This window comes from Bacillus sp. AFS015802 (assembly GCF_002561455.1).
Lineage (GTDB): Bacteria > Bacillota > Bacilli > Bacillales > Bacillaceae_B > Rossellomorea.
Genome location: NZ_NTUP01000005.1, coordinates 1 through 24,766, shown reverse-complemented (window position 1 = coordinate 24,766; position 24,766 = coordinate 1). Strand labels below are relative to the sequence as shown.

The window sequence follows — 24,766 nt, the reverse complement described above, 5'->3', positions numbered from 1 at the left end:
TCGAGCCCCTTCCGCTTTTCTCATTGTCCAGCTCCGCCGGGTAGAGGCTCGAGGTCATAAGCTAAATGGTCCAAGAAGGCAAAGAGCCGCCTTCTCGGTCCATTCATCTTATGCTTGTCGCCTCTGGGCAAAGCCCTTCCGCTTTTCTTCTCATCAAATCCCTTTTCTCTTCATACATTTAGGTAAGAGTATAAAGAGGGGGATGACGATGAATTTAGAGGAACAGAAGCAGTTACAGAATGCGATAGGGGAAATTACGGAGATTGCAGCCGGGTTTGGTCTTGATTTTTATCCGATGCGTTATGAGATTTGTCCTGCTGACATTATTTATACATTCGGTGCTTATGGGATGCCGACCCGCTTTTCTCACTGGAGCTTTGGGAAGCAGTTCCATAAGATGAAGCTACAATACGATTTGGGGTTGAGTAAAATTTATGAGTTGGTGATCAATTCGGATCCTTGTTATGCGTTTTTGCTGGATTCGAATTCCCTTATTCAGAACAAGCTGATTGTGGCTCACGTGCTGGCCCACTGTGATTTCTTTAAGAACAATGTGCGTTTCCAGAACACGAAACGGGATATGGTGGAGAGCATGGCAGCTACGGCTGAACGTGTGCGCAGATATGAGATCGAGCATGGGAAACAGGAGGTCGAGAACTTCCTTGATGCCGTCCTTGCCGTGGATGAGCATATCGATCCTTCCCTCATGCGCCCGAAGTTGTCGTGGACAATGGATGATGTGGAGTGGGAAGAGGAGGAAGTGAATCCTGCCTCTCCTTATGATGATTTGTGGTCATTGGACGAAAAGCCGAAGAGCAGGGAAAAGAAGAAGGTGAAGAAGAAGTTCCCTCCGCAACCCGAGAAGGATATTCTCCTTTTCATCGAGCAGTACAGCAGGGAGTTGTCTGACTGGCAGCGGGATATTTTGACCATGATGCGGGAAGAAATGCTGTATTTCTGGCCGCAGCTTGAAACGAAAATCATGAATGAGGGCTGGGCTTCGTATTGGCATCAGCGGATCATAAGGGAAATGGATTTGACGAGCGGGGAGTCGATTGAGTTTGCGAAGCTGAACGCAGGGGTAGTACAGCCTTCACGTACGCAGATCAACCCATATTATCTCGGGTTGAAGATCTTCGAAGACATCGAGGATCGTTTTGATAACCCGACAGAAGAGATGAAGAAGCGGGGAGTCAAGCCGAATTCGGGCCGTGAGAAGATGTTTGAGGTGCGTGAAATCGAATCGGATATTTCCTTCTTACGGAACTATTTAACGAAAGATCTGGTGACAAGAGAAGATATGTACCTGTTCCAGAAGCAGGGGAAGGACTATAAGATTGTCGATAAAGAATGGACTCATGTCCGGGACCAGCTCGTCGGCATGAGGGTCAATGGCGGGTTCCCTTACATCACCGTGAATGATGGGGATTATATGAAGAGTGGGGAGCTTTATCTAAAACATTGGTTTGAAGATGTTGAGCTCGACATTAAGTACTTGGAAAAGGTTTTGCCGTATCTCCACCAGCTTTGGGGAAGACCGGTCCATATTGAAACCCATGTGGAGAATCGGGATATGTTATTTACGTATGACGGAAGAAGTGTACAGCGAAAATATCTATGACAGCCGGGAGTCGCATACAGGGGAAGGATCCTGGAGCGGCTCTTTCTTTGACGCGAACAGGTTCTAAAAAAGGTGGACGGGTTTTATACATTATAAAGAAGGCGCATATACCTGAGGAGGAGATAGGATGGCGGATGTTGAAGTCTTTATCGGTGATCTGACGGACCAGACATTTCATTATGAAGGGGGAGACTGGAATCATAATTACCCGAAGCGGATCAGCCCGTTTTTTCCAAAAGGGTATGAACTCTTTTTCTCCCTGTTGGACGGCATTTACTATAAAAGGTTGGAGGGCAGGCAAACAGATTGGGGAAGCCATACTTGTCTGATGTACCCGGATGAAATGCTTGAGGTCCTGGAAGATTACTATAAGCGGGATATGGAAAATGAACAGGTGCAGCAACTATTCCAATTTATAAAGCAGTTAAACCCTCATCAGCAATATGGATTAGTGGCTTGTGAAATGTCATGACATAGAAAAGGACAAATTGCCTCAGGCATTTGTCCTTTTTACATACTTACATTATTGCTGGCAAAACGGGTATTGAGTCGATCGGTGAAAAATAAAAAGGATTTTTGAAAGATGGGACTTTGAATAAACGTATATATGAAAGTGAAAACGAAGACTGGACCGGAAAGAAACAGTCCGATTAGCAACACCGCACACTCACAGATGATCCGGACCCTGCTGATTGAAAGATTCGTTAAATCTGAAATGGTAAGCATAAACCCGTCCCGCGGACCCGTACCAAGGTGAGCAGCTGAATATAATCCCCCACCAACCCCCATCAAGATAACCGCTGATAATAGAATCAGGATATCTACGACCATGTTCGTTTGGGGCGGAAGTAAATCGTAGAACAGAAAGAAGTCGACCAGCACCCCAACCATCACTCCGTTCAGGATCGTCCCGATGCGAACATATTTCCCTTTCAACACCAGGGTGCCGGCAATCAGGGTGGCACCGACGATAATATTCCAGGTGCCAATCGTTAAGCCAAACTTCTCAAATAGGGCAATGTTGAGCACATCCCATGGATGGATCCCCAAGTATTGCACGTTGATGGACATACTGATCCCATAGCTGAAAATAAGTAACCCTATTACAAAATAGCTTATTTGCCAATAGATTTTCATATTGTCTCCTTTAACATGACCGTCATTACTCTATAACAATATTTTACAACGAAAAGGTTTATGAAGATATGGTTTGTTTTTCGTGTTATAGGGAGAGTGCGAAGGTCCTGAAAAAGATGTACGTCCTTTGAAGGGGAATATAAAAGAAATGTAGGGAGAAAGAAGTGAATGTTCAGTTTTTTACATTATTTGGGGACGTTACAATTGACAGCGCTTTCGATGGTCGATAGAGTTTTAGTAAGACGAGGAATGGGGGAATGATAGATGTTAACGGTGAAAAACGCATGGGGGACGCTTTGGAAATGGCACGGGGAGGTGATGGATACTTTGCAATTCTTCACTTCCGGAAGCACGCCTGCTGCTTCTCGTCAGGTGGATACAACTCGTGTTCCGGAGCCCACTTCGAATCCAAGACAGAAAATCGGTTTTTTCTTAGGACCTCTCCTGTTTATTCTCATCATGTTATTTTTCTCTCCTGAAGGTTTGGCAAAAGAGGCTGTTGCTGTCCTTGCGGGTACAGCATGGATAGCGGTTTGGTGGATAACTGAAGCGATACCTATTCCGGCAACTGCTTTGTTGCCGATCATTTTGTTTCCGCTTACGGGGGCTCTTCAATCCGGGGATGTCACGTCTGCCTATGGTGATAGTACGATTTTTCTATTTATGGGTGGGTTTATCATAGCGATTGCCATGGAAAAGTGGAACTTACATAAGCGGATTGCCATGAGCATCATTTTGTTGATTGGTACCGGCACTGAGAGAATCGTCCTTGGATTTATGCTGGCTACAGGTTTTTTATCTATGTGGATCTCGAATACGGCAACGGCCATGATGATGCTTCCGATTGGAACAGCCGTGATTTATCAAGTGAATGAAAGTCTAAAAAAGGAAGGGACGAATAGAACGGGGCACTTCAGTAAAGTGATCATGCTGGGAATTGCATATAGTGCATCGATCGGAGGCTTGGGAACGTTGATCGGAACGCCTCCAAATACGATATTTGCGGCAGTTGTGAAACAGTTGTACGGAATCGATTTCTCGTTTGCGAAATGGATGCTTTTCGGAGTTCCCCTTGCCGCGATTCTTCTATTTGTTACTTGGTGGTATTTAATCAAGGTGGCTTTTCCATTAAAGATTAAAGAATTGCCGGGTGGAAGGGAAATTGTGGAGAAAGAGAACCGGTCTCTTGGTCGCATCTCATTTGAAGAAAAGCTTGTTCTTACGGTCTTTGTCGCTACAGCCCTATGTTGGATCACTCGATCGTTCCTACTGAACCAATGGGTTCCGTCATTAGACGACACAATCATAGCCATTACAGGGGCACTCGTTTTGTTTCTTCTTCCTGCAAGGAAAGAATCACGACTGATCAATTGGGACGATGCGAAGAAGCTGCCATGGGGGATCCTGCTCTTATTCGGTGGAGGTCTTGCCATTGCGAAGGGTTTCAAAGAAACGGGGTTGGCAGAGTGGATCGGACAGCAATTAACAATTCTTGAAGGAATATCCTTCATTATTATCTTGCTTGCCGTGACGACCTTTGTTATTTTCTTAACTGAAATTACGTCCAATACGGCGACAGCCACGATGATGTTTCCGATAATGGCTGCTCTTGCAGCTGCCTTGAATGTTCACCCTTATAGTCTGATGGTGGCGGCGGGCTTAGCTGCTTCATGTGCTTTCATGCTGCCGGTGGCTACACCTCCGAATGCCGTCGTATTTGGATCAGGTTATATTAAAATGGGGGACATGGTCAAGGCGGGTATATGGTTGAATGTGATCAGTATCGTCTTTATTACACTTTTGATTTATTTCTTCATGCCACTCGTATGGGGAATCGATCTAGGGGCATTACCTGATAATATGAACTAAAGAAAACTCGGATCAGGAAACTGATCCGAGTTTTCTGTGCTGATTATTGAGCAGTATATCCACCATCCAAGACAACTGCTTGCCCCGTTACACCCTTTGCCTTGTCACTGGAAAGGAAAATGGTATAATCTGCAATTTCTTCTACGGACAATAATCGTTTCTGAGGTACGAGGGGATAGATGACATCCTCCAATACTTTTTCAAGCTCCACTCCCCGGGTGGTTGAAATATCCTTCAGCTGGTTGCGGACAAGAGGGGTATCCACGTATCCAGGGCACATGGCATTGACGGTAATCCCATGTTCAGCACCCTCGAGGGCCGCTACTTTTGTCAAGCCGATTACGCCGTGCTTCGCGCTGTTGTAGGCAGCTTTTCCGGCAAATCCGATTAACCCGTTAATGGATGCCATATTGATGATGCGACCGAATTTTTGCTTTTTCATATGGGGAAAAGCAAATTTCGTTGCGATGAAGGGAGCGGTCAACATGATTTTGATTAATAGCTCAAACTTTTCAATCGGGAAGTCTTCTAGTGGGGCTACGTGTTGAAGCCCGGCGTTATTGATCAGGACATCGATACGTCCATAATGTTCAACGGTTTTATCAATCCCCGCCTTCACATCCTCTTCACTTGTTACGTCACATTTGATTCCGAGGCAATCGAACCCTCTGCTTTTCAGTTCATCAACCGCTTCATCCAAACCTTCTTGATTGATATCGGACAGAACGACCTTTGCCCCGTTTTGAGCAAAATGCTCCCCGATTTCGTATCCGATCCCACGTGCTGCGCCTGTTATAAATACCACTTTATCATTAACCATCTTTATTTCCTCCTCGTATTAATAAATTCCCATATTGGCCAGGATGATGGAGACAATTTCTGCGATTGTCGGGATGAGCAGTCCCACAACGGCAACATCTAAATATGAATCTTTATGAGTGAGTCCTGTCACGGCAAATAGTGTCAGGAGGGCCCCATTATGAGGCAGGATCGATGCCCCGGAAGAGATCGATGCAATTCTGTGGAATGCTTCTGCACTGATTCCGCTTGTTTGAGAGAGCTCATAATATTTATCGCCCAAAGCTTCCAGTGCAATCCCCATACCGCCTGACGCGGATCCTGTAATGGCTGCAAGCGTCTGAACGGCAATCGCTTCGGAAATCACCGGATTCCCCTTGATGCCGAGTATGAGTTTCGTCAATGTCTTGAATCCGGGAGCTGCTGTAACGACAGCCCCGAACCCTACTGCAGCACTTGTGTTGATCACGGCCATGACCGATCCTTTAGCCCCTCCATTGACAGCAGGAATGAATTTCTTATAATGCTTGAAATTAATGAGTAATATGGAAAGGATCCCGACAAGCAAAGCAGTCAGGATGTTCCACTTGAATACGTTCAAGGTCACGACGACAATGACAAGGGGGAGAAAGGATAGATAGAAGTTTGGGAGTTCTGATTCTTTGATCTCCTTCACGTCATTACCGCCCTTGGGTTCGGTGAATATGTCCCCTTTGCTTGTGAATTGCTTTTGACGCCACCTTAAGTAAAAGTACCCTCCAACCGCCATGATTAATCCTCCTACAATCCCGATGATCGGGGCGGCAGTGGGAGACGTTTTGAAATAATCGATGGGAATCAGGTTTTGGATCTGTGGTGTACCCGGAATGGCCGTCATCGTAAACGTGAAAGCCCCTAATACAAAGGTAGGGGGCAGCAGTTTCCTTGTAATGTCCGCCTCCCTGAACATGGCGATCGCCAGTGGATAAATCGCAAATACCACGACGAATAAGCTAACCCCTCCATAGGTCAGAACGGCAGCTGCAATCAGCACGCCGAGGATGGCCCTGTCCTTTCCGATAATGTTGGTGATTTTATACGCGACAGATTGAGCGGCCCCTACATCCTCCATCAATTTTCCGAAGATCGCTCCGAAAAGGAAGACGGGGAACCATTCCTTCGCGAAGTTCACAAATCCGGTCATATACGTTTCTGTATAGGCCGGGAGCAGGTCGAGACCGCTCATGAGCGCTACCAAACCCGCAACTAACGGAGCGATCCAGATGATCGACCAGCCGAGATACGCTAATACCATAAGCAGGATTAATCCAATGATGATGCTAGTCATAATTCACCTCTCATACATGTTTGCCGTTATTTTTCCATTTTCAAAAAGATTTATTCTTATTGGCGCAGGTATGAGTGGTAAATAAAAAAACGAGCTCTTAATGAGACTCGTTCTTTTCATTCGTATTTTTCATTTTGGTCACTTCCAGATATTGAATGTGATGTCCATCGATTTCCTTCACCTTAAAGCAATAGCCTTGTTCCTCAATCTTATCCTCCGGCTTGACTTCATACTTCTGAGTGAGGAACCAGCCCCCGATGGTATCGACTTCTTCTTCTTCGATTGAGATCCCAAGAAGGTCATTCACATCTTCAATGAGCATGACGGCGTCGAAGATATAATGATCTTCTTTCACCTTTTGAACTTCAGGAATCTCGTCGATATCGAATTCATCCCGGATTTCGCCGACAATCTCTTCAATGATGTCTTCCACCGTAACGAGGCCGGCGGTCCCGCCATATTCATCAAGGAGGACGGCCATGGGGGAACGCTCCTTTTGCAACTTGACGAGCAGTGCCTGGATGGGAATCGTCTCAATCACACGTATGACGGGTTTGATGAAAGAAGTAATATTTTCATGTTCGCTTTTGTGATTCACGAGAGTCGTCAATAGTTCCTTGACATTCACGATCCCGAGGATATTGTCTTTATCCCCGTCCACGACAGGGTACCTCGTATACCGTTCCTCTTTAATGACAGATAATACTTCGTCAATGGTCGATTCTGCGGATAGAGTCACGATGTTTGTCCGTGGGACCATGATCTCCTTCGCGATACGCTCGTCAAATTCAAATATCTTATTCACATACTTGAATTCGGATGAATTGATTTCACCGCTTTTGTAGCTGTCGGAAAGGATGATTCTGAGCTCTTCCTCGGAATGGGCGATTTCATGCTCAGAAGCCGGTTTTAAACCGAACATCCCTGTAAACACGCGGGCCGAACTGTTCAAGGTCCAAATAAATGGATAAGCAATCCTGTAAAACCAGATCAGCGGCTTGGCAAATAATAATGTGATTCTTTCTGCTTTTTGAATGGCGAATGTCTTCGGGGCCAATTCTCCGATAACCACATGCAAAAAGGTAATGACAGAAAAAGCCAAAGCGAATGAAATGATGCTTGCAATGGACGGATTTAAATCAAACTTTTCAAATACCGGGTGAAGCAGGGTTTCAATGGTTGGTTCTCCTAACCACCCAAGTCCAAGGGAGGTGATGGTAATTCCCAGCTGACAGGCAGACAGATATTCGTCCAGGTGGGAAATGACCCTTTTCGCGGCCATGGCGGTTTGGTTCCCTTCAGAGACCAACTGATCGATTCTCGAACTTCTCACCTTGACGATGGCAAATTCAGAAGCCACGAAGAAGGCAGTCAGCCCGATGAGCAGGGCAACAAGGAATAAATTTAATAAAATGTCCAATGGGGAGAAGACAAAAAGAAAGGGATATAGTTCCTTTCTTCCGCTTCAATCACCTCCTATATAAAGAGTCGATACACATCATAATTGAATGATTTTCTACTTAACATCCTTTTTTAGATGAGTATGTTCTTTTAACCGTATCACACATTTATACCGCTTTACGAATGTCTTTTGTAATTGCAATGTGACCACCATTCAGTTATCCTAAAATATAATGATTTAATTGTACGTTCTATTATTTCATCTTAGAGAAAAAGAATGAATAAAACAATTAATTTGGATTGTATCGTACGATAGTTGGAAAGGAGAACGATTATGGCAGACGTGTTTAATCAAGAGTTTGTTGTAGCCCTTATCATTGCCTTTTCGGTTTATGTCATTTTAAGAGGAATAGCTATTTTCTTCGGCAAAGCAGGAAAAGGTTATTTGGAAAATATCAAGTCCCAGACTGGGCGTTTATACCTGCAATTAATTGGGGGCTACTATATATTATCAGGCGTACTTGGCCTGCTTATTCCACGATTAGACTGGAAAACGGAAGACATCTACTTTGCAATTGCGATCTTCGCCGTTACATCCGTTGTTTTTTGGGTAACCCTGGACTTCTTCATGAAGCGAGAACGTAAAAAACTCCAACAAAATTAATCACTATTTTTCAGTAAGCCCCGGAAATCATTCCGGGGTTTTTTTGTCTATCCATGGGGAAAATCCAAGCATTCCATTCTTACCCCGAACACCAGTGGTAAATACAAAAAAATAACATTCAAAAGAATGTTTGAATATTTTTACGCTTTCTTCTATACTATATTCAAAAGGGCATTTGAATGTAGGAGAGGTGTCTTAGATGAAAGAAACGGATGTGTGTGAAGTGGCATGTGTGGAAGGGGAAAAGGTCAGTCGCTTAAAAACAGACGTCTTGACACAAAATACGTCTAAAGTAGCAGAGATCTTTAAAGCACTTTCCGATCAAACGAGAATGAAAATTGCGTATGCACTTACAAAGGAAGACGAACTATGTGTGTGTGATGTGGCCAATATTGTAGGTTCTTCCACTGCAACCGCATCCCACCATTTACGTTTATTGAAGAAGCAGGGGTTAGCCAAATTCAAAAAAAAAGGCAAGCTTGTTTATTATTCCTTGGATGATCATCACGTAAAACAATTGATTGAAATCGCTGTAACTCACCAAATGGAGGTGGAGGAACGTGACTAGAAGTGGAAGATGATGTCGGCCCTGGAATTTCACTCCCCACACCCTCTTGGCCACGCATTTATAAAAAAGGCGGAAGAACTGAACCTTGTTTATAGAAATGAGTGAAGTGTTTAAGTTTCAATCTCATACGGGTAAAGGAATCAGTGGTCTCATCGGCGATAAAAGACATTTCCCTGGATCCCCAAGCCATTTTACCCTTGTGCCAGCAGGAATCGATAGCCTCCATGGTGAAGGGAAAACCGTCATGGTATTTGGGACGGTGGAAACTCCTTTAGCCCTTGTAGCCGTAGCCGATGAAGTGAGGGAAACAAGCATGGCGGTCATCATCCATCTGCACCGGATGGAATGGTCTTAGACTACTGCGGATAAAAGATCGAAAGTGAGGGATATCATATGGGTCACGATCACAGTCATGGCCACACTCAAAATAAAAAAGCATTATTAATCAGTTTCCTATTCATTTTTACCTTTATGATCGTTGAAGTGATCGGGGGAGTCGTGACAAATAGCCTCGCCCTTCTTTCGGATGCAGGGCATATGCTCAGCGATGCAGCGGCTCTTGGGCTTAGTCTTGCCGCTTTCTATATAGGGGAAAAGGCGTCAGATAAAGGGAAGACATATGGATACAAGCGATTTGAAATTGTAGCCGCTTTTCTGAATGGTATCACCTTGATCCTGGTTTCCCTTTATATTTTCTGGGAGGCATACCACCGCTTCGTTGACACACCGAATGTTTCACCAAGCATGATGATCATTGCGGTCATCGGCTTGGTTGTGAACGTGATCGTTGCGTGGATTCTCATGAGAGGGGACACGGAACATAACTTGAATGTGCGAAGTGCTTTCCTTCATGTACTGGGTGATATGCTAGGTTCAGTGGGGGCCATCATAGCAGGTCTCCTTATTTATTTCTTTAATTGGAATGTGGCCGATCCAATCGCATCTGTCATCGTAGCCATCCTCATTGTCATTTCAGGATGGAGGGTGACGAAGGATTCCATTCATATTTTGATGGAAGGCTCCCCTAAAAATGTGGATACGGAAAAAGTAAGCAGGAGCCTGTCGGAGATACAGGGAGTCATTGAGGTCCACGATCTTCATGTGTGGTGCATCACCTCGGAATTCACTGCTATGAGCTGTCATGTAGTCGTTAGGGATGATGTGAATCGAGATGCGATGTTATTACAACTATCTGCATTTCTTGAAGAAGAATACGACATTCATCACGCAACCATCCAAATCGAAGGCGAAAGCGTCCTGGAGGGGCATCATCACTGCTGTACGTAACAATTGGTAATTTGAGGGAAACCTGACGGCAGAAAGGCGTAAATGAAGCGTTTTTCTTAAGGTGATTGGCGTTGAATGGTGATAGAATGTTTATTGTCCTCCCTAATTGGGGTATATCCTCAACTGGAGGGATGAACATGTTACACCAAGAAACGAAATCTCAACAGAAAAAAACACCCGAGTTAAAGAAGGATTTCTATATCCAACAGTTATTGAGGATTGGCGTTTATAAATCTTACGGGAAGCAGCTCTATGAACTTTCGATGAATGAACTGCAGGATGTCTACCTTGAATATTATGTTGGTGGAGATATAGCTCACTAAAAAAGACGACCTTTAGAAAAAGGATCGTCTTTTTTGTTGTACAATTTTATGGAACATCATGTCCCATGGAAGTTTGCAGAATCTCGAACCATTGATCGTGGTTCAATGAAATCGAAAGGGAATCAATCGCATGCCCGATTCGTTCTTTCTTCCCTGAACCGACGATCGGCATGATATTTGCCGGATGGTTAAGCAGCCAAGCATACAGAACCTGGTCGATTCCCTTGGCTCCCGTTTCCTCTTGGATTTTCTTCAAAGTATGTTGGAGACGGACCGCTTTCTCATCTTCTCCCCTGAAGATCGCCCCGCCTGCCAGCGGTGACCATGCCATCGGTGCCACGCGCTTTTCCTGACAAAGGTTTAACGTGCCGTCTTCGAAGTTTTCCAAATGGTAAGCGGATAATTCAATTTGATTTGTAATCAATGGAAATGGTAAATAAGATTGAAGCATATTCCACTGATGATCTTTAAAGTTGGACACTCCAAAATGACGGACCTTTCCTTCTTCTTTTAATTGAGTGAAGGCTTCAGCGACTTCTTCACCATTCATGAAGGGATCAGGTCTGTGAATCAATAATAGATCGATGTAATCCGTCTTTAATTGTTGAAGAGAGTTTTCAACCGAAGCGAGGATATGTTTTTTACTCGTGTTGTAATGGTGTGTTTGATGCTCAGGGCGATTGTCAGAAGGCAGGACAATCCCGCATTTCGTTACAATCTCCATTTTTTCCCGCAGTGAAGGTTCGAGGGCGAGAGCTTCACCGAATAAGGTTTCGCACGTATAAGATCCATAAATATCGGCATGGTCAAAGGTGGTGATTCCGTTTTCAATATTGTGCTGAATCAAGGAAAGTGTATCTTCCTTCGACTGCTTCCAGTCTGCAAGTCTCCATAATCCATGAATGATCCTTGAGAATGATAAGTCTTCTGCCATTTGTATTCTTTGCATAGATGAAACCTCTTTTCCTATGGTATGTAGACATTCTTTCACAGTCATACTAACCGTATATTACTACGTTTTGAAAGGAAATAAAAATGATTGAACCTCTTAGGGATCTATTACGGAATTGGAACGTCGATCCTTCATTCACCCATACGCTCCATCTTCATCCCAATGTGACGATGGTGGAGGCTTCCAGGCAGACATTCTATTTGAAAAAAAGGGAGCATTCGAAGGTCGGTAACCTGATGGAGGAGCTCTATGTAACCTCTTATTTACTGGAAAATGGCCTTCTTGTAGAATCACCCCTGTTGAGCAGCTGGTCTAATCAACCATTCGTTCAAGAAGGTGAGCACCTCTATTCTCTCTATGAAGCGTTAGAAGGCTTCCCGTTACAGGAATATTCTTTATCTTCCCTGACTAATGCGGGAGCCTATCTTTCTAGCCTCCACGAACTCCTCGACAAGTACCACTGTCAGAACGACATTGCCGTCTGGGATATTGAACGGCATATAAGAGAATGGGTCCTAGAATTTGATCACACACAGTTGGGGACGTGGGGAAGGGGGGTCCTCGATCGAGTGGAGGGATGGGAGACAATCTATACGTGCTTACCCCAACAACTTGTTCATAGTGACTGCAATGCAGGAAATATCATGATGAAAGAAGAGGAAGTCGTCGGCATCATTGATTTTGAACGGATGCGGATCGCACCCCGGGTGGCAGACATCGGATACTTCCTCGCAGGAATGCTCAAAAACAAGATCAAGGAAGATAGAGAACATTCTTTCCGATGTATCAATGGTTTCCTGAGAGGGTATGAAAGGAGTGGTCCATTGTCATCAGAGGAAAAACAGCTCCTGCCATCAATGGTCTTGATCTTCCTTCTCCAATATGCGTTTCACCACTTGCAAAATGGCGATTCAGAAGTTGGCTCTGCCTGCTTGCCTTTCATTGATGAACTGATCGATTCCGCTGATTTCGATCGAGTCTTTCAAAATGAGAAGGAAATGCTTGAATAACCATCAGTTCTATGGCAAAGTAGGGAAGAAGATAACGTTTAATTTCATATTCCACGTGTAGGGGGACCGGGATGGCCGGTTGAGATTGTATCCTGTAGATACTGACCCTTTGAACCTGAACTGGCTGATACCAGCGTAGGAAACATTCTCTTAAACGATACATAACATGTTTAACGATGCGTCCTGGGCTTTAGCTTGGGGCGTTTTTTTGTTTTGTCCCGGGCCTAACGACTCGATTTGCCGGTGGGGTACATTCATTCTCTTTCAAAAGTGAAGAATAATGGAATAAAACGTTACGACCGCAAAAGATCTAAGGAGGAATCACCATGAAAAAATGGATGCTCATCATTTGTTCTGTACTTCTATTGACTGCCTGCAGCGGTGGAGGAGATACAGCAGATAAGAAGGAGGACGGTCTTAAAAAGGTATCGGTTGTACTTGACTGGACACCGAATACCAATCACACCGGATTATATGTGGCGAAAGAAAAAGGCTACTTTAAAGATCAGGGACTGGATGTAGACATCATCCTGCCCGGAGAGGCGGGAGCCGATCAGCTCGTTGCATCAGGGAAAGCTGAATTCGGGGTAGGGTATCAGGAAAGTGTAACCCAAGCGAGGGTTCAGGATGTGCCCATCGTATCCATTGCTGCGGTTATCCAGCATAATACTTCCGGGTTTGCTTCACCAAAGAGTAAGGGTATTACAAAACCAAAGGATTTCGAAGGGAAAAACTATGGCGGCTGGGGATCCCCTGTTGAAAAAGCCGTTATGGATTCCATCATGAAACAACAAAATGCAGATGTGGAAAAAGTGAATTTCATCAATATGGGTGACACCGATTTCTTTACTGCCGTTAAACGTGATGTGGATTTCGCCTGGATTTATTATGGTTGGACAGGTATTGAGGCAGAGCTTCGCGGTGAAGAATTGAACATGATGTACGTCAAGGATTATTCTGAAAAACTGGATTATTATACTCCGGTCCTGACAACGAATGAAAAAATGATCGATTCTGATCCTGAAACGGTTAAAGCTTTCCTGGCGGCTACATCCAAAGGATATGAATATGCCATCGAAAACCCGAAAGAGGCTGGTGAGATTCTATTAGGAGCAGCTCCCGATCTTGATGAAGAGTTAGTCATGAAAAGTCAGGAATGGCTCGCACCAAAATATAAAGATGACGCCGACAGATGGGGAGAACAGAAGTTGGAAGTGTGGGAGAACTATGCAGCATGGATGTATGATAATGATTTATTAGATAAGAAGCTAGAAAGCAAGAAAGCATTCACAAACGAATTTTTACCAAAATAAGAGGTGAACAAAATGGGGAACGCACTCGTAAGTATCCAAATCATTCCGAAGACAAAGAACGGGGAAGATGTGATTCCGTATGTTGATGAAGCAATCGCGATCATCGAAAAATCGGGAGTTCGATATGAAGTACATCCATTAGAAACGACGATGGAGGGGAATCTGGCAGATTTATTCAAGGTGATTGAACAAATGAATGAGCGGATGATTGAAATGGGCAGCCAGAACGTCATTTCCCAAATCAAAGTATTATATCAGCCTGATGGGATCGAAATGAACGACTTAACGGAGAAGTATAGAGGATGAGAACATGGATTTCAAAAGGATGGAGACCCTTCTTGGTCCTCATCCTTTTATTCATCATTTGGGAAGTCACCATTAGAATATTCGAAGTACCTGCATGGCTGATGCCTTCACCTTCAGATATATGGGCAGAAGGGGTGGCCTCTTGGTCCCTGTTTAAGGGGCACCTTGCATCGACGACTTTCCTGACGATTGCTGGGTTTGCGATTGGCTGTTCCATCGGGATCGGCACGGCGGTTGGACTGCATCTTCTGCCAAAGGTAAGGGAAGCGATCTATCCGCTTATGATCCTGTCCCAGAATATACCGATTATCGTCTTGGCTCCACTGCTTGTCATCTGGTTTGGGTTCGGACTTTTACCGAAAATCATCGTCATTACGCTGATATGCTTCTTTCCCGTAGCCGTTTCGGCATTAGACGGATTCAGACAGACGAATGGAGAGTATATCCTTTATATGAAAATGTCTGGTGCAACAAAAGGCCAGATTTTCCGGAAAGTGGAATGGCCACATGCCCTCCCGTCCATCTTCTCAGGTCTGAAAATTTCAGCTACCTATAGTGTCATGGGAGCGGTCATCTCTGAATGGCTTGGTGCCCAAAAAGGAATTGGGGTCTATATGACACTCGCCTCTTCTTCTTTCAGGACCGACCGGGTTTTTGTCGCTATTTTCATGATCATGCTCCTAAGCCTGGTGTTCTTTGGGCTCATCCTTTTATTAGAAAAAATCATGGTGAAGTGGAATCGAAAGGAGGAAAAGTAACATGACGACCTTATCCATTCAACATATGTCCAAGTCATTTGATGGGGAATTGATTCTCGATGATCTTTCCATTCAAGTAGAAGAAGGTGAGTTTGTTTCGATTCTTGGTCCTTCCGGAAGTGGAAAGAGTACGTTATTTCACGTAATCGGTGGATTATTCACACCCGATTCAGGAGATATAAAGCTCGATGGCCAGTCGATAAATGGCCGTAGAGGCTCCATCAGCTATATGCCTCAAAGTCCGTCCCTCCTTCCGTGGAGGACGGTGATCGAGAATGTGATGCTAGGTCAAGAGTTACATGGAAAGAGGGATAAGGAAAGAGCGATGAGTATGATTGAACGTGCAGGTTTGAAGGGGTATGAGCACGCTTATCCTGATGATCTCTCCGGGGGGATGAAACAGCGTGTCGCATTTATTCGTGCCCTGGTCAGCCCTCAATCTTTTTTATGCCTGGATGAACCTTTTTCTGCCCTGGACGAGTTTACAAGATTGGACATGCAGAAGTGGCTTCTTTCCATTTGGGAAGAGGATCTCAGCTCGGTTCTATTTGTCACCCATAATATCGACGAAGCCCTCTTCTTATCAGACCGGATCATCGTATTATCCACCCGGCCGGCTCGTGTGCAAAAGGAATTCAAAGTGCCTTTTCCACGTCCGCGCAACAAAGAGATTCTCTTAACGGAGGAGTTCCTGAAATGGAAAACGGATATTTTTGAGGAGTTATCTCAATATGTGTAAACCATCCCTCATCGATGCTCATATTCACCTGGACTTATATGAAAAGGAAGAACGTGAAAAAATCCTTAAGGAGCTCGACCTCTACTCAGTAGATGCTCTCATTTCTGTATCCTTTCACCTCCAATCATCCAAGCAAAATCTAGCATTTGCGAAAAGGGACGGAAGGGTAAAGGCAGCTGCCGGTTTTCATCCTGAACAAGAGATTCCTTCAGAGAGGGAGGTGCAGGAACTTCTGGTGTGGATTCAGCGACATCATCAAGAGCTGGTGGCAATCGGAGAAGTAGGGTTACCCTATTACAAAATGAAAGAAGATCCCTCACTGGTCCTCACTCCTTATATAGAGCTGTTGGAACGTTTTATCATTGAATCGAATCGGCTGAATAAACCCATCATCCTTCATGGGGTTTATGAGCACGCGCCCATCATCTGCGATTTATTGGAGAAGCATTCCATATCAAAAGCTCATTTTCATTGGTTTAAGGGGGATAGCGGAACGATTGAAAGGATAATCCGGAATGGTTACCTCGTTTCTGTTACGCCGGATGTCCTGTATGAAAAGGAAATTCAGCAGCTGGTCCGGGCCTACCCGATCCAAGGGCTGATGGTGGAAACAGACGGTCCCTGGAGGTTTGAAGGTGTCTTTCAAGAAAGAATGACTCACCCTGGCATGATGCACCGCTCCATAGAAAAAGTGGCCGAATTAAAAAGCATGTCAGAAGCAGCTGTATATAAACAATTGTTCAAAAATACAACTGAATTTTATGGTCTGTAGAACAAGCTTCTCCTGCGGTTAGTTAAGTAGGGGGAGTTTTTTTTAACCTTTAAAAACCATTAAACATGTTTTACCATCATATTTCTATCCCGATTAACAGAAAATGATAATAATGACTTGTAGAAAAAGGTGAGAAAAATGGAATTGAACAATCAATATACTCCGTACCAAGCAGGGGATATCGTGTATGTGATTTACCGGAATCCACATACTCAAAGTGTCGCCAATGTACAGGAAGCAGCCGTTGTGCACGATCCGGAAAACCCAAACGAATTAGCATTATTTCTATATGAGACTTATTATCCTTTAACGCATGAAGTGGCCGTTTATTCTTCAGAAGCAGAAGCGGAAGAGGCTTACACACAATCGTTTGGAGACCTATAGGAGGGATAAAATATGGTGAAACCGTTCGTACCTCAATTGGTCTATTTTGAACCGAATGCTCTGGACTATCCATTAGGGAAAGAACTGAAGGAAAAGTTCGAGAAAATGGATGTGGAGATCCGCTATACCACATCCCACAACCAGGTTCGTAATCTGCCCGGGGATAATCATTTCCAAAAATACCGGATCGCCAAATCAACATTGGTGGTGGGAGTCCGGAAAACATTGAAGTTTGATACTTCGAAGCCGTCTGCGGAATATGCCATTCCTTTTGCGACAGGCTGTATGGGCCATTGTCATTACTGTTATCTTCAAACCACGATGGGGAGTAAACCCTATATCAGGACGTATGTCAATGTAGATGAAATATTCGAATCGGCAGATCGTTACATCGAGGAGAGGGCACCTGAGTTCACGCGATTTGAGGCTGCTTGTACGTCAGATATCGTCGGTGTCGATCATCTTACGCATACATTGAAACGGGCGATCGAACATTTTGGTGAATCGGAATACGGAAAGCTGCGTTTTGTAACCAAATTCCATCACGTTGACCATCTACTCGATGCCAAACATAATGGGAAGACGAGATTTCGTTTTAGTATCAATGCCGATTATGTGATTAAGAATTTTGAACCGGGCACCTCTCCTTTGGATAAAAGGCTTGAGGCAGCCGGCAAGGTGGCGAGGGCAGGCTATCCATTGGGCTTCATTGTGGCACCCATCTATATTCATGAAGGCTGGCAGGAAGGGTATAAACAAATGTTCGAACATTTGGAAGCCCATCTTCCGGAAGAAGCAAAAAAGGATTTGACCTTTGAATTCATCCAGCATCGTTTTACGAAGCCGGCTAAAAGAGTGATCGAGAAGAACTATCCGATGACGAAGCTTGAATTAAACGAAGAAGAACGGCGCTATAAATGGGGGAAATACGGAATCGGAAAGTATATTTACCAGAAGGATGAAGAACAGGAAATCAAAGATCACCTGTATGCTTACATGGAAAAGCATTTTCCCAAAGCAAAGCTTGAGTATTTTACGTAAAAAAAAGGGACTGATTACATTGGAATTTCGCTTGTAATCAGTCCTCTTAATGTAATTGTGGAAGTATATTTTCTAAATCTTTCACCTTCATGGCGATTTCATCACAAATTTCCTGATAGTGTACCCATTCTTCAATCAGTGTCGCAGAACGCTTACGCGGATTCGGTAAATTCCAATAGATGACCTTTTCTTCCAGTTCTGATGGAAGTTCGATCTTATCATCATATTCTGTATCCTGAATCGCAACGATAACCGAGGCATCACCCAGTTCCTTCATCTCAATGCGTGAAAGAGGAAATGAACTAATATCGATACATAATTCTTTCATTGCTAAAACGCTGAATTCAGCACGACTTTCAGCAACCCATCCGGCACTTTTGAAAGACCAATCCGACACATCGAGCTTCTCGGCCCAACCTTCAGCTATCAAGCTGCGCTGTTGACTACTTGAAAGAAAATAGACTGTTTTATTCATCATCGTATGTTCCTTTCTATTTTCATGCTGTTACTACTATTTACCCAATCACGTATACTTTAATCCCTGAAAGGTGAAAAGAATTTTTTGGCAGTATTTTTTTAGTAGGATGGATTCATTGAACTGCCTGAAATTATGATATCCATTGCCTGAAACATAGTAAAATGGATGTGAATCTCCCTTAATCTTCTTTAAATTTAATAAAAATCAGTATAATAGAGAAATGAACGAATAAAACAGTCGGGGATGAGGAAAGAGAGGATTCGCTAGCTGAAAGTTCTAAAAATTTTGGTTTTATAAAAAAGATAAAAGGGTAATATCTTTATATTATTTGGAAAATTATAGGGAGGTACATCTATGAAATTTAATTTAACAACAAAGATTATTACAGCCTTAATATTAGGGGCCGTAGTCGGTTTGATTCTAAATATTTTTGCAAAAGATTTATTTGATATATTAGATCCTTACCTCTTTACACCGCTGGGGAAGATTTTCCTCAACCTGATCAGTATGCTTGTCGTGCCGATTGTGTTTCTTTCCATCGTTCTTGGGTCGGCAGGTTTAGGTGACCCGAAAAAACTGGGGAGAATCGGATTGAAGACGATCGTATACTTTTTACTGACAACCTGTATTGCCATTGTGATTGGATTGACCCTGGCATACATCATCGATCCGGGATTGGTGGAAGGCATCGACACCTCCCAATCAGAAGGCTTTAAAACAGAAGAAGCTCCGCCTGTAGGGGAAACACTGATGAATATCATCCCTAAAAATCCACTTACGGCCATGACCGAAGGGAATATGCTGCAGATTATCGCGTTTGCCATCTTCATCGGATTCGGATTGACGGCATTGGGAGAAAAGACAAAAGGGATATTAAAGCTTGTCGAACAAGGGAACGACCTGATGATGTATCTTGTCACCCTTGTGATGAAGTTCGCTCCATACGGAACATTCGGATTGATCGCTTCCGCAATCGGCAGTCAGGGCTCCAGTGCCCTGAAAGCAATGTGGCTATATTTTGTAGTCGTTTTAGCCGCTTTAATTGTTCATGCCATTATCACGTACGGTGGAACGATTCTCTTACTGGCAAAGAAGAACCCAATATGGTTCTTTAAGAATTTCAGCCCGGCAATGAGCGTAGGATTCAGTACTTCAAGCAGTAATGCGACCCTTCCGATCTCAATGGACGTTGCCCAGGAGCGGCTGGGTGTTTCTAAACCGGTAAGCTCCTTCGTTCAGCCCCTGGGTGCTACGATCAACATGGACGGTACGGCCATCATGCAAGGTGTGGCGACTGTGTTCATCTCCCAGGTTTACAATGTGGATTTATCCATGGAACAACTCATCACCGTTGTCCTCACCGCTGTGTTGGCAAGTATAGGAACGGCAGGGGTACCCGGGGTAGGGTTGATCCTTCTTGCCATGGTTTTAAGCAGTGTCAATCTTCCAGTCGAAGGAATCGGCCTGATTTTAGGAATTGACCGTCTCTTGGATATGGCTCGAACATCCATCAATATCTCAGGGGATGCCGCCTGTGCCCTGTTTGTATCTGAAACAGAGAAGAAACGGACCATTAAGATACAAAGAGGCGAAGCATAACCAGTTGTTAATCATCATGTTGTAAGGAAATAGGAAGATGAGATCAAATCGATTCATCTTCTTTTTTTTGTAGAAAAAAACGGGTTTTACTAATCCTGTATTTTTTCTATTCTAAATCGACAAAGTATAGGAGAAGGACTTGATGAAACTCCTGTATCCCGAATCGTAAGAGTCACACAGTGATAACAAAAGTCCATTTAAGGAGTTGTTTTTCTTGAAAGTACTTATGGTTGTTGCCCATCCAAGCACGAACTCCCTTACATTTTCCATTACAAAGCATATTCAGAAAGGTCTTCACGATAAAGAATATAAGTCATCCATTTTAGATTTATATAGAGAGGAATTCAATCCAGTCTTAGATGAAAATGGGGAAGAAGAGTGGGATAACATCATGAAAGGGAAGCCTTCCCATATTGTGGAGAAAGAAAGGAAAAAATTGAAGCGATATGACGCCCTGATCTTTGTATTCCCGATTTGGTGGTACGGTTTACCGGCAATCATGAAGGGATATATTGATCGAGTCTTTACATATCCGGACACAATTCAAATCAATCACCAGAAGGTTCTTTGGGTAGGGCTTGCAGGTGAAACAAAAAAGGAATTTATTTCAAATGGTCATGATGACATGTTGAGACATCAGTTAATAAAGGGGATTTCAGAAAAAATGGGTGTGATCGACAAAGAAGTGGAAATCTTTTTTGACACGATGAACAGAGACAGAAAATTTAATTATGAAAAAACTATGAATAAAGCGTACCTGCTGGGTACCTTATTTTGATTGGGGTGTGAAAAATGGATTTTTTAAAATTAATTTAAATAATGTTTTGTAAATAAATATAGATGGATAGTTGGTATTGGACCAGTGACATAGAACATAAATGTATATTTATTCACTCGTGTATCTCTGTTTGAAGCAAATCACTTTAAAAAAATCTGCATTATGGTATGATAATTCTTGTGTCTACATCGCCGGAAAAATATCAATCACAAAGAAAATGTATAAAAAATACAAATGATTGCATATGAAGGAGGGAATTTTGCATATGGGTGAAGGATTAACAATGGGAACATGGTTATGGTTATTAATTCCAATGCCGACATTGATTATTTTATCGATCATCACTTTTTTTACAGAAAAAACAAAGGAGTAGATTATGGACATAAATATTGAAACGTTAACGTCGATTATTATTTATTTAGTAGGAATGGGTATCATTGGTTACATGGCAGCGAAGTTAACCAGCAATTTATCCGACTATGTTTTAGGAGGAAGGCGATTGACTGCCGGTGTAGCTGCCCTGAGTGCAGGATCTTCCGACATGAGTGGCTGGTTGATGCTGGGTTTACCGGGTGCCATTTATGCCAGTGGTATGGGTTCAATCTGGTTGGCCATCGGTTTATCAGTAGGTGCTTACTTGAATTGGCAATTTGTTGCGAAGCCGTTCCGTGTATACACCGAAGTAGCAAATGATTCGATTACAGTGCCGGATTTCTTTGAAAATCGTTTTCACGATTCAAGTAAAATTCTTCGGGTGTTCTCTGCTATCATCATCCTGATTTTCTTTACCTTCTATACATCTTCAAGCTTAGTGGGCGGTGCCATCCTGCTTGAAGAATCCTTCAATATGGATTACCGTTTAGCTTTATGGGTTGGTGCAGGAGTTATCCTTTCTTATACGTTCTTTGGTGGATTCCTTGCTGCAAGCTGGACGGATTTCATTCAAGGAATTCTGATGTTCCTGGCTTTAATCATCATTCCGATTGTCGCCATTTCGGAACTAGGTGGTTGGGGTGCCACGGTAAATGCCGTATCAAGCATTGACCCATCCTACCTGGATGTTTACACAGGGGCCACATTTGTCGGGGTTGTATCCCTTCTTGCGTGGGGCTTGGGGTATTTCGGACAGCCTCATATCATTGTGCGTTTTATGGGAATTAAATCAACGAAAGAAATCCCTAAAGCACGCTTGATCGGTATGGTATGGATGATTGTATCCCTATTTGGAGCCATCTTTATCGGATTTTCAGGTATTGCGTATTTCGCGGATTCACCGTTGGAAAATTCTGAAACGGTGTTCATTATGTTTTCACAAGTACTATTTAACCCTTGGGTTGCAGGTTTCTTACTTGCCGCCATTCTATCGGCCATCATGAGTACAGTGGATTCCCAGCTGCTTGTGTCATCTAGTGCCCTGGCACAGGATTTCTATAAAGCCATTTTCAGAAAAGAAGCAAGCCAAAAAGAAGAAGTGTTGGTTGGTCGAATTTCTGTAGTGGTCATCGCCATCCTTGCCATTTTCCTTGGATATGACCGTGATAGTAAGGTACTGGAATTAGTCAGTTATGCATGGGCAGGATTCGGCGCTGCCTTTGGACCGGTCGTAATCTTGAGCTTATTCTGGAAACGAATGACACGTAATGGTGCCCTTGCAGGTATGATTACGGGTGCTGTAACGGTCATTGTATGGAAGCAGTTATCTGGTGGTCTCTTTGATATTTATGAACTTCTTCCGGGATTCATCTTTGCTACGGTTGCCATCATCATCTTTAGCTTCGTAGGTAACCCGCCGTCTAAAGAGGTTCAGGAAGAATTTGATGCCGTTAAGTTACGTCTAAAAGAATAAAGTCACAACCTAAAAGAGGCTGGGACAAAACTAGTCTCTAATAGAAAAAAGGTGAATTTGAGGGTGCTCAAATTCACCTTTTTTAATTTTCGCGCTAAAATTCCTCTACAGATTAGTTGTTGGCAATGAATTTTCTCAAATTCACTGCCAATAATGCAAGGCCCATTTCATTTTCGACCTTTGATTTTCCTCGTACGGAAAATCGAGTAAAACGCAAATTAGCCTTCAAGAATCCAAAAACTGGCTCCACATCGATTTTACGTTTTCGATAGATGGCTCCTGTTTTCTCCTCTGAAAGCTTCGACCTTACATATTCTTTTTGCTGCTCCCACTTTTCATTCACCATCAGTTTTCGATTATTACCTTCTTTTGCTTTGGTACATGATGAACGAAAAGGGCACCCCAAACAGTCTTCGCACTCATAGATTTTGAACTTCCGTTCAAAGCCTGTACGGTCATGGCGAGTAGAATAATGCTGAAATTCAAGACGTTTTTGATTAGGGCATTTATATGTATCCGTTTCTTCTTCATACTCCCAGTTATCGGGGTTAAATAAGTTTTGTTTATATTTCTTCTTTTGTTCCTTTAGATACAAGTTATACGTAATGAGTGCCTCTCGATTTCTGTTTGAGAGGATATCATTATAGTTTTGTTCACTACCATACCCTGCATCTGCGACGATGTGTTTTGGCAACTCGAAATAATCCTGCTCAATCTTATCTAGAAATGGGATTAAGGTACGGGTATCTGTTGGGTTTGTAAATAAGCTATACGCTAACGTGTACTGACCTTCCGTGGCGATTTGTACATTGTAACCAGCTTTCAATTGACCGTTCTTCATATAATCATCTTTCATTCGCATGAACGTCGCATCGGGATCTGTTTTAGAATAGCTATTACGTGTACCAAAGGTCTCTAAGTCTCGTTGGTATTTCTGTTTGCGCAAGAGAAAATCAATCAGTTTTTTCCGGACTTGTTTTGGATGTTTTCGCTCACTTCTTAACGCTTTTCGTTCTGAAATGTCCGAGGTAGCTTCAATCTGTTTATCATATTCGGTTACGACATCGTCTACTTTTTGAACCAATTGAGCGAGTTCTTCCACAGACAATTGTTCAGAGGTTTCACGTTCAATTTCAGGTATGATTTCACTTTTAAGCAGCTCAGTGTATAGCTCATTTGATTTTTCAATTAAACTCGTATGATACTTCTCGGTAGATTTCTTCCATACAAACGTGAATTTATTCGCATTCGCTTCAATCTTTGTGCCATCAATAAATATCGCTTCTTGATCAATCAGTTTTTCATCAACTAATTGGCAACGGAATTGGACGAAACATTCACGAATCACTTCTTTCACTTCTGGTTGAACACGGAAACGGTTAATGGTTCGATAGCTTGGTTCATATCCTTGTGCTAGCCACATCATACGAATACTGTCTTTTAAGAGTGCTTCAATTTTGCGTCCTGAAAAGACCGATTGTGAATAGGCACATAAGATAATCTTAAGCATCATGCGAGGATGGTAGGCGGGACACCCTTCATTTCGAAGAAATGGATCGAATACCTTTTGAGGGATACTTTCTACTAAATGATGGACATGGAAGGCAATATCATTTTCTTGTAACTTCATTTCTAAATCTAAAGGCAAAATAATTTGATTCATGGTATAATCTTTAAACATAAGGACCCTTCTTTCCGATGAGATTTGGTGTGGTAACTTTATTTTATCAGAAGAGGTCCTTATTTTAATTCAAAAATAATCAAAGCCGGTGAAATTTTACTTGTTGTAAAATTT

26 protein-coding genes and 1 riboswitch are annotated in these 24,766 nt (G+C 43.1%); of the genes, 19 read left to right on the top strand and 7 right to left on the bottom strand.

Annotated elements, in window-relative coordinates; translation table 11 throughout:
• The first annotated feature begins 208 nt into the window (after nucleotides 1-208).
• Both CN378_RS03625 and CN378_RS03620 read left to right on the top strand, forming a co-directional pair.
• On the top strand, nucleotides 209-1,621 hold the full coding sequence (locus tag CN378_RS03625; protein WP_098350583.1) for a SpoVR family protein: 1,413 nt from the start codon (nucleotides 209-211) through the stop codon (nucleotides 1,619-1,621).
• A gap of 127 nt (nucleotides 1,622-1,748) precedes the next feature.
• Nucleotides 1,749-2,093, top strand: a complete 345-nt coding sequence (locus tag CN378_RS03620; protein WP_098350582.1) for a hypothetical protein — start codon at nucleotides 1,749-1,751, stop codon at nucleotides 2,091-2,093.
• 38 nt (nucleotides 2,094-2,131) lie between these two features.
• Here CN378_RS03620 and CN378_RS03615 read toward each other — a convergent pair whose 3' ends face one another.
• The gene (locus tag CN378_RS03615) at nucleotides 2,132-2,758 is read right to left on the bottom strand and encodes a YczE/YyaS/YitT family protein (RefSeq protein WP_098350581.1); all 627 of its coding nucleotides are present in this window, start codon (nucleotides 2,756-2,758) and stop codon (nucleotides 2,132-2,134) included.
• 264 nt (nucleotides 2,759-3,022) lie between these two features.
• On the opposite strand from CN378_RS03615, the gene CN378_RS03610 reads away from it, so the two are divergent.
• Complete coding sequence (locus CN378_RS03610; protein WP_098350580.1) at nucleotides 3,023-4,627, top strand: SLC13 family permease; 1,605 nt, start codon at nucleotides 3,023-3,025, stop codon at nucleotides 4,625-4,627.
• A 43-nt stretch (nucleotides 4,628-4,670) separates the two neighbouring features.
• On the opposite strand, the gene CN378_RS03605 is transcribed toward CN378_RS03610, so the two are convergent.
• From CN378_RS03605 to CN378_RS03595, 3 genes are all read right to left on the bottom strand, one after another.
• Nucleotides 4,671-5,447 (bottom strand): 3-hydroxybutyrate dehydrogenase, encoded by a 777-nt coding sequence (locus CN378_RS03605; protein WP_098350579.1) that lies wholly within the window; start codon nucleotides 5,445-5,447, stop codon nucleotides 4,671-4,673.
• An 18-nt stretch (nucleotides 5,448-5,465) separates the two neighbouring features.
• A complete protein-coding gene (locus CN378_RS03600) occupies nucleotides 5,466-6,752 on the bottom strand; it encodes a GntP family permease (RefSeq protein WP_098350578.1) in 1,287 nt (428 codons plus the stop codon).
• 97 nt (nucleotides 6,753-6,849) lie between these two features.
• Nucleotides 6,850-8,172, bottom strand: coding sequence for a hemolysin family protein (locus CN378_RS03595; RefSeq protein WP_098350577.1), 1,323 nt, complete (start codon nucleotides 8,170-8,172; stop codon nucleotides 6,850-6,852).
• Between the two features lie 315 nt (nucleotides 8,173-8,487).
• On the opposite strand from CN378_RS03595, the gene CN378_RS03590 reads away from it, so the two are divergent.
• The 5 genes from CN378_RS03590 (at nucleotide 8,488) to CN378_RS03570 (ending at nucleotide 10,995) form a co-directional block, all read left to right on the top strand.
• Nucleotides 8,488-8,817, top strand: coding sequence for a hypothetical protein (locus CN378_RS03590; protein ID WP_098350576.1), 330 nt, complete (start codon nucleotides 8,488-8,490; stop codon nucleotides 8,815-8,817).
• Nucleotides 8,818-9,016: 199 nt separating this feature from the next.
• Nucleotides 9,017-9,385, top strand: coding sequence for an ArsR/SmtB family transcription factor (locus CN378_RS03585; protein WP_098350575.1), 369 nt, complete (start codon nucleotides 9,017-9,019; stop codon nucleotides 9,383-9,385).
• Between the two features lie 85 nt (nucleotides 9,386-9,470).
• Nucleotides 9,471-9,740 (top strand): hypothetical protein, encoded by a 270-nt coding sequence (locus CN378_RS03580; protein ID WP_098350574.1) that lies wholly within the window; start codon nucleotides 9,471-9,473, stop codon nucleotides 9,738-9,740.
• A gap of 38 nt (nucleotides 9,741-9,778) precedes the next feature.
• Complete coding sequence (locus tag CN378_RS03575) at nucleotides 9,779-10,672, top strand: cation diffusion facilitator family transporter (RefSeq protein ID WP_098350573.1); 894 nt, start codon at nucleotides 9,779-9,781, stop codon at nucleotides 10,670-10,672.
• A gap of 137 nt (nucleotides 10,673-10,809) precedes the next feature.
• Nucleotides 10,810-10,995: a Fur-regulated basic protein FbpA gene (locus CN378_RS03570; protein WP_142323568.1), complete on the top strand. Its 186-nt coding sequence runs from the start codon at nucleotides 10,810-10,812 to the stop codon at nucleotides 10,993-10,995.
• A gap of 46 nt (nucleotides 10,996-11,041) precedes the next feature.
• Here CN378_RS03570 and CN378_RS03565 read toward each other — a convergent pair whose 3' ends face one another.
• Nucleotides 11,042-11,944 carry an aldo/keto reductase gene (locus CN378_RS03565; protein WP_098350571.1) on the bottom strand — a complete coding sequence of 301 codons (903 nt, stop codon included), beginning with the start codon at nucleotides 11,942-11,944 and terminating at the stop codon, nucleotides 11,042-11,044.
• An 86-nt stretch (nucleotides 11,945-12,030) separates the two neighbouring features.
• Here CN378_RS03565 and CN378_RS03560 point away from each other — a divergent pair, with 86 nt between their 5' ends.
• From CN378_RS03560 to splB, 8 genes are all read left to right on the top strand, one after another.
• Nucleotides 12,031-12,957 carry a phosphotransferase enzyme family protein gene (locus tag CN378_RS03560; protein ID WP_098350570.1) on the top strand — a complete coding sequence of 309 codons (927 nt, stop codon included), beginning with the start codon at nucleotides 12,031-12,033 and terminating at the stop codon, nucleotides 12,955-12,957.
• A gap of 49 nt (nucleotides 12,958-13,006) precedes the next feature.
• Nucleotides 13,007-13,116, top strand: a riboswitch (TPP riboswitch).
• 167 nt (nucleotides 13,117-13,283) lie between these two features.
• Nucleotides 13,284-14,270 carry an ABC transporter substrate-binding protein gene (locus CN378_RS03555; RefSeq protein ID WP_098350569.1) on the top strand — a complete coding sequence of 329 codons (987 nt, stop codon included), beginning with the start codon at nucleotides 13,284-13,286 and terminating at the stop codon, nucleotides 14,268-14,270.
• Nucleotides 14,271-14,282: 12 nt separating this feature from the next.
• A complete protein-coding gene (locus tag CN378_RS03550) occupies nucleotides 14,283-14,576 on the top strand; it encodes a thiamine-binding protein (RefSeq protein WP_098350568.1) in 294 nt (97 codons plus the stop codon).
• A complete protein-coding gene (locus CN378_RS03545) occupies nucleotides 14,573-15,334 on the top strand; it encodes an ABC transporter permease (RefSeq protein WP_098350567.1) in 762 nt (253 codons plus the stop codon). Before CN378_RS03550 ends, CN378_RS03545 begins: the two co-directional genes overlap by 4 nt.
• 1 nt (nucleotide 15,335) lies before the next feature.
• A complete protein-coding gene (locus tag CN378_RS03540) occupies nucleotides 15,336-16,073 on the top strand; it encodes an ABC transporter ATP-binding protein (RefSeq protein ID WP_098350566.1) in 738 nt (245 codons plus the stop codon).
• Entirely contained in the window at nucleotides 16,066-16,845 is a 780-nt protein-coding gene (locus CN378_RS03535; protein ID WP_098350565.1) for a TatD family hydrolase, read from the top strand. Before CN378_RS03540 ends, CN378_RS03535 begins: the two co-directional genes overlap by 8 nt.
• A 138-nt stretch (nucleotides 16,846-16,983) precedes the next feature.
• Complete coding sequence (locus CN378_RS03530; protein ID WP_098350564.1) at nucleotides 16,984-17,229, top strand: transcriptional regulator SplA domain-containing protein; 246 nt, start codon at nucleotides 16,984-16,986, stop codon at nucleotides 17,227-17,229.
• A gap of 12 nt (nucleotides 17,230-17,241) precedes the next feature.
• Nucleotides 17,242-18,270: a spore photoproduct lyase gene (gene splB / locus CN378_RS03525; RefSeq protein ID WP_098350563.1), complete on the top strand. Its 1,029-nt coding sequence runs from the start codon at nucleotides 17,242-17,244 to the stop codon at nucleotides 18,268-18,270.
• Between the two features lie 46 nt (nucleotides 18,271-18,316).
• Here the strand turns inward: splB and CN378_RS03520 are convergent, their stop codons facing one another.
• Complete coding sequence (locus tag CN378_RS03520) at nucleotides 18,317-18,748, bottom strand: low molecular weight phosphatase family protein (RefSeq protein ID WP_098350562.1); 432 nt, start codon at nucleotides 18,746-18,748, stop codon at nucleotides 18,317-18,319.
• 354 nt (nucleotides 18,749-19,102) lie between these two features.
• On the opposite strand from CN378_RS03520, the gene CN378_RS03515 reads away from it, so the two are divergent.
• The 3 genes from CN378_RS03515 to putP all read left to right on the top strand — a co-directional run bounded on the left by CN378_RS03515 (nucleotide 19,103) and on the right by putP (nucleotide 22,971).
• Nucleotides 19,103-20,347, top strand: a complete 1,245-nt coding sequence (locus CN378_RS03515; protein WP_098350561.1) for a dicarboxylate/amino acid:cation symporter — start codon at nucleotides 19,103-19,105, stop codon at nucleotides 20,345-20,347.
• Nucleotides 20,348-20,561: 214 nt separating this feature from the next.
• On the top strand, nucleotides 20,562-21,125 hold the full coding sequence (locus CN378_RS03510) for an NAD(P)H oxidoreductase (protein WP_098350560.1): 564 nt from the start codon (nucleotides 20,562-20,564) through the stop codon (nucleotides 21,123-21,125).
• 376 nt (nucleotides 21,126-21,501) lie between these two features.
• Nucleotides 21,502-22,971: a sodium/proline symporter PutP gene (gene putP / locus CN378_RS03505; protein WP_098350559.1), complete on the top strand. Its 1,470-nt coding sequence runs from the start codon at nucleotides 21,502-21,504 to the stop codon at nucleotides 22,969-22,971.
• A 112-nt stretch (nucleotides 22,972-23,083) separates the two neighbouring features.
• Here the strand turns inward: putP and CN378_RS03500 are convergent, their stop codons facing one another.
• The gene (locus tag CN378_RS03500) at nucleotides 23,084-24,652 is read right to left on the bottom strand and encodes an IS1182 family transposase (RefSeq protein ID WP_098350558.1); all 1,569 of its coding nucleotides are present in this window, start codon (nucleotides 24,650-24,652) and stop codon (nucleotides 23,084-23,086) included.
• Nucleotides 24,653-24,766: the final 114 nt, after the last annotated feature.

Excerpts from the sequence above, each read along its gene's own strand:
- CN378_RS03515 (WP_098350561.1), top strand. The coding sequence starts at position 19,103 with ATGAAATTTAATTTAACAACAAAGATTATTACAGCCTTAATATTAGGG.
- CN378_RS03585 (WP_098350575.1), top strand. The coding sequence starts at position 9,017 with ATGAAAGAAACGGATGTGTGTGAAGTGGCATGTGTGGAAGGGGAAAAG.
- CN378_RS03610 (WP_098350580.1), top strand. The coding sequence starts at position 3,023 with ATGTTAACGGTGAAAAACGCATGGGGGACGCTTTGGAAATGGCACGGG.
- CN378_RS03530 (WP_098350564.1), top strand. The coding sequence starts at position 16,984 with ATGGAATTGAACAATCAATATACTCCGTACCAAGCAGGGGATATCGTG.
- CN378_RS03575 (WP_098350573.1), top strand. The coding sequence starts at position 9,779 with ATGGGTCACGATCACAGTCATGGCCACACTCAAAATAAAAAAGCATTA.
- CN378_RS03600 (WP_098350578.1), bottom strand. The coding sequence starts at position 6,752 with ATGACTAGCATCATCATTGGATTAATCCTGCTTATGGTATTAGCGTAT.
- CN378_RS03565 (WP_098350571.1), bottom strand. The coding sequence starts at position 11,944 with ATGCAAAGAATACAAATGGCAGAAGACTTATCATTCTCAAGGATCATT.
- CN378_RS03570 (WP_142323568.1), top strand. The coding sequence starts at position 10,810 with ATGTTACACCAAGAAACGAAATCTCAACAGAAAAAAACACCCGAGTTA.
- CN378_RS03560 (WP_098350570.1), top strand. The coding sequence starts at position 12,031 with ATGATTGAACCTCTTAGGGATCTATTACGGAATTGGAACGTCGATCCT.
- CN378_RS03500 (WP_098350558.1), bottom strand. The coding sequence starts at position 24,652 with ATGTTTAAAGATTATACCATGAATCAAATTATTTTGCCTTTAGATTTA.
- CN378_RS03535 (WP_098350565.1), top strand. The coding sequence starts at position 16,066 with ATGTGTAAACCATCCCTCATCGATGCTCATATTCACCTGGACTTATAT.
- CN378_RS03545 (WP_098350567.1), top strand. The coding sequence starts at position 14,573 with ATGAGAACATGGATTTCAAAAGGATGGAGACCCTTCTTGGTCCTCATC.
- CN378_RS03555 (WP_098350569.1), top strand. The coding sequence starts at position 13,284 with ATGAAAAAATGGATGCTCATCATTTGTTCTGTACTTCTATTGACTGCC.
- CN378_RS03550 (WP_098350568.1), top strand. The coding sequence starts at position 14,283 with ATGGGGAACGCACTCGTAAGTATCCAAATCATTCCGAAGACAAAGAAC.
- CN378_RS03620 (WP_098350582.1), top strand. The coding sequence starts at position 1,749 with ATGGCGGATGTTGAAGTCTTTATCGGTGATCTGACGGACCAGACATTT.
- splB (WP_098350563.1), top strand. The coding sequence starts at position 17,242 with ATGGTGAAACCGTTCGTACCTCAATTGGTCTATTTTGAACCGAATGCT.
- CN378_RS03520 (WP_098350562.1), bottom strand. The coding sequence starts at position 18,748 with ATGATGAATAAAACAGTCTATTTTCTTTCAAGTAGTCAACAGCGCAGC.
- CN378_RS03615 (WP_098350581.1), bottom strand. The coding sequence starts at position 2,758 with ATGAAAATCTATTGGCAAATAAGCTATTTTGTAATAGGGTTACTTATT.
- CN378_RS03540 (WP_098350566.1), top strand. The coding sequence starts at position 15,336 with ATGACGACCTTATCCATTCAACATATGTCCAAGTCATTTGATGGGGAA.
- CN378_RS03625 (WP_098350583.1), top strand. The coding sequence starts at position 209 with ATGAATTTAGAGGAACAGAAGCAGTTACAGAATGCGATAGGGGAAATT.
- CN378_RS03605 (WP_098350579.1), bottom strand. The coding sequence starts at position 5,447 with ATGGTTAATGATAAAGTGGTATTTATAACAGGCGCAGCACGTGGGATC.
- putP (WP_098350559.1), top strand. The coding sequence starts at position 21,502 with ATGGACATAAATATTGAAACGTTAACGTCGATTATTATTTATTTAGTA.
- CN378_RS03590 (WP_098350576.1), top strand. The coding sequence starts at position 8,488 with ATGGCAGACGTGTTTAATCAAGAGTTTGTTGTAGCCCTTATCATTGCC.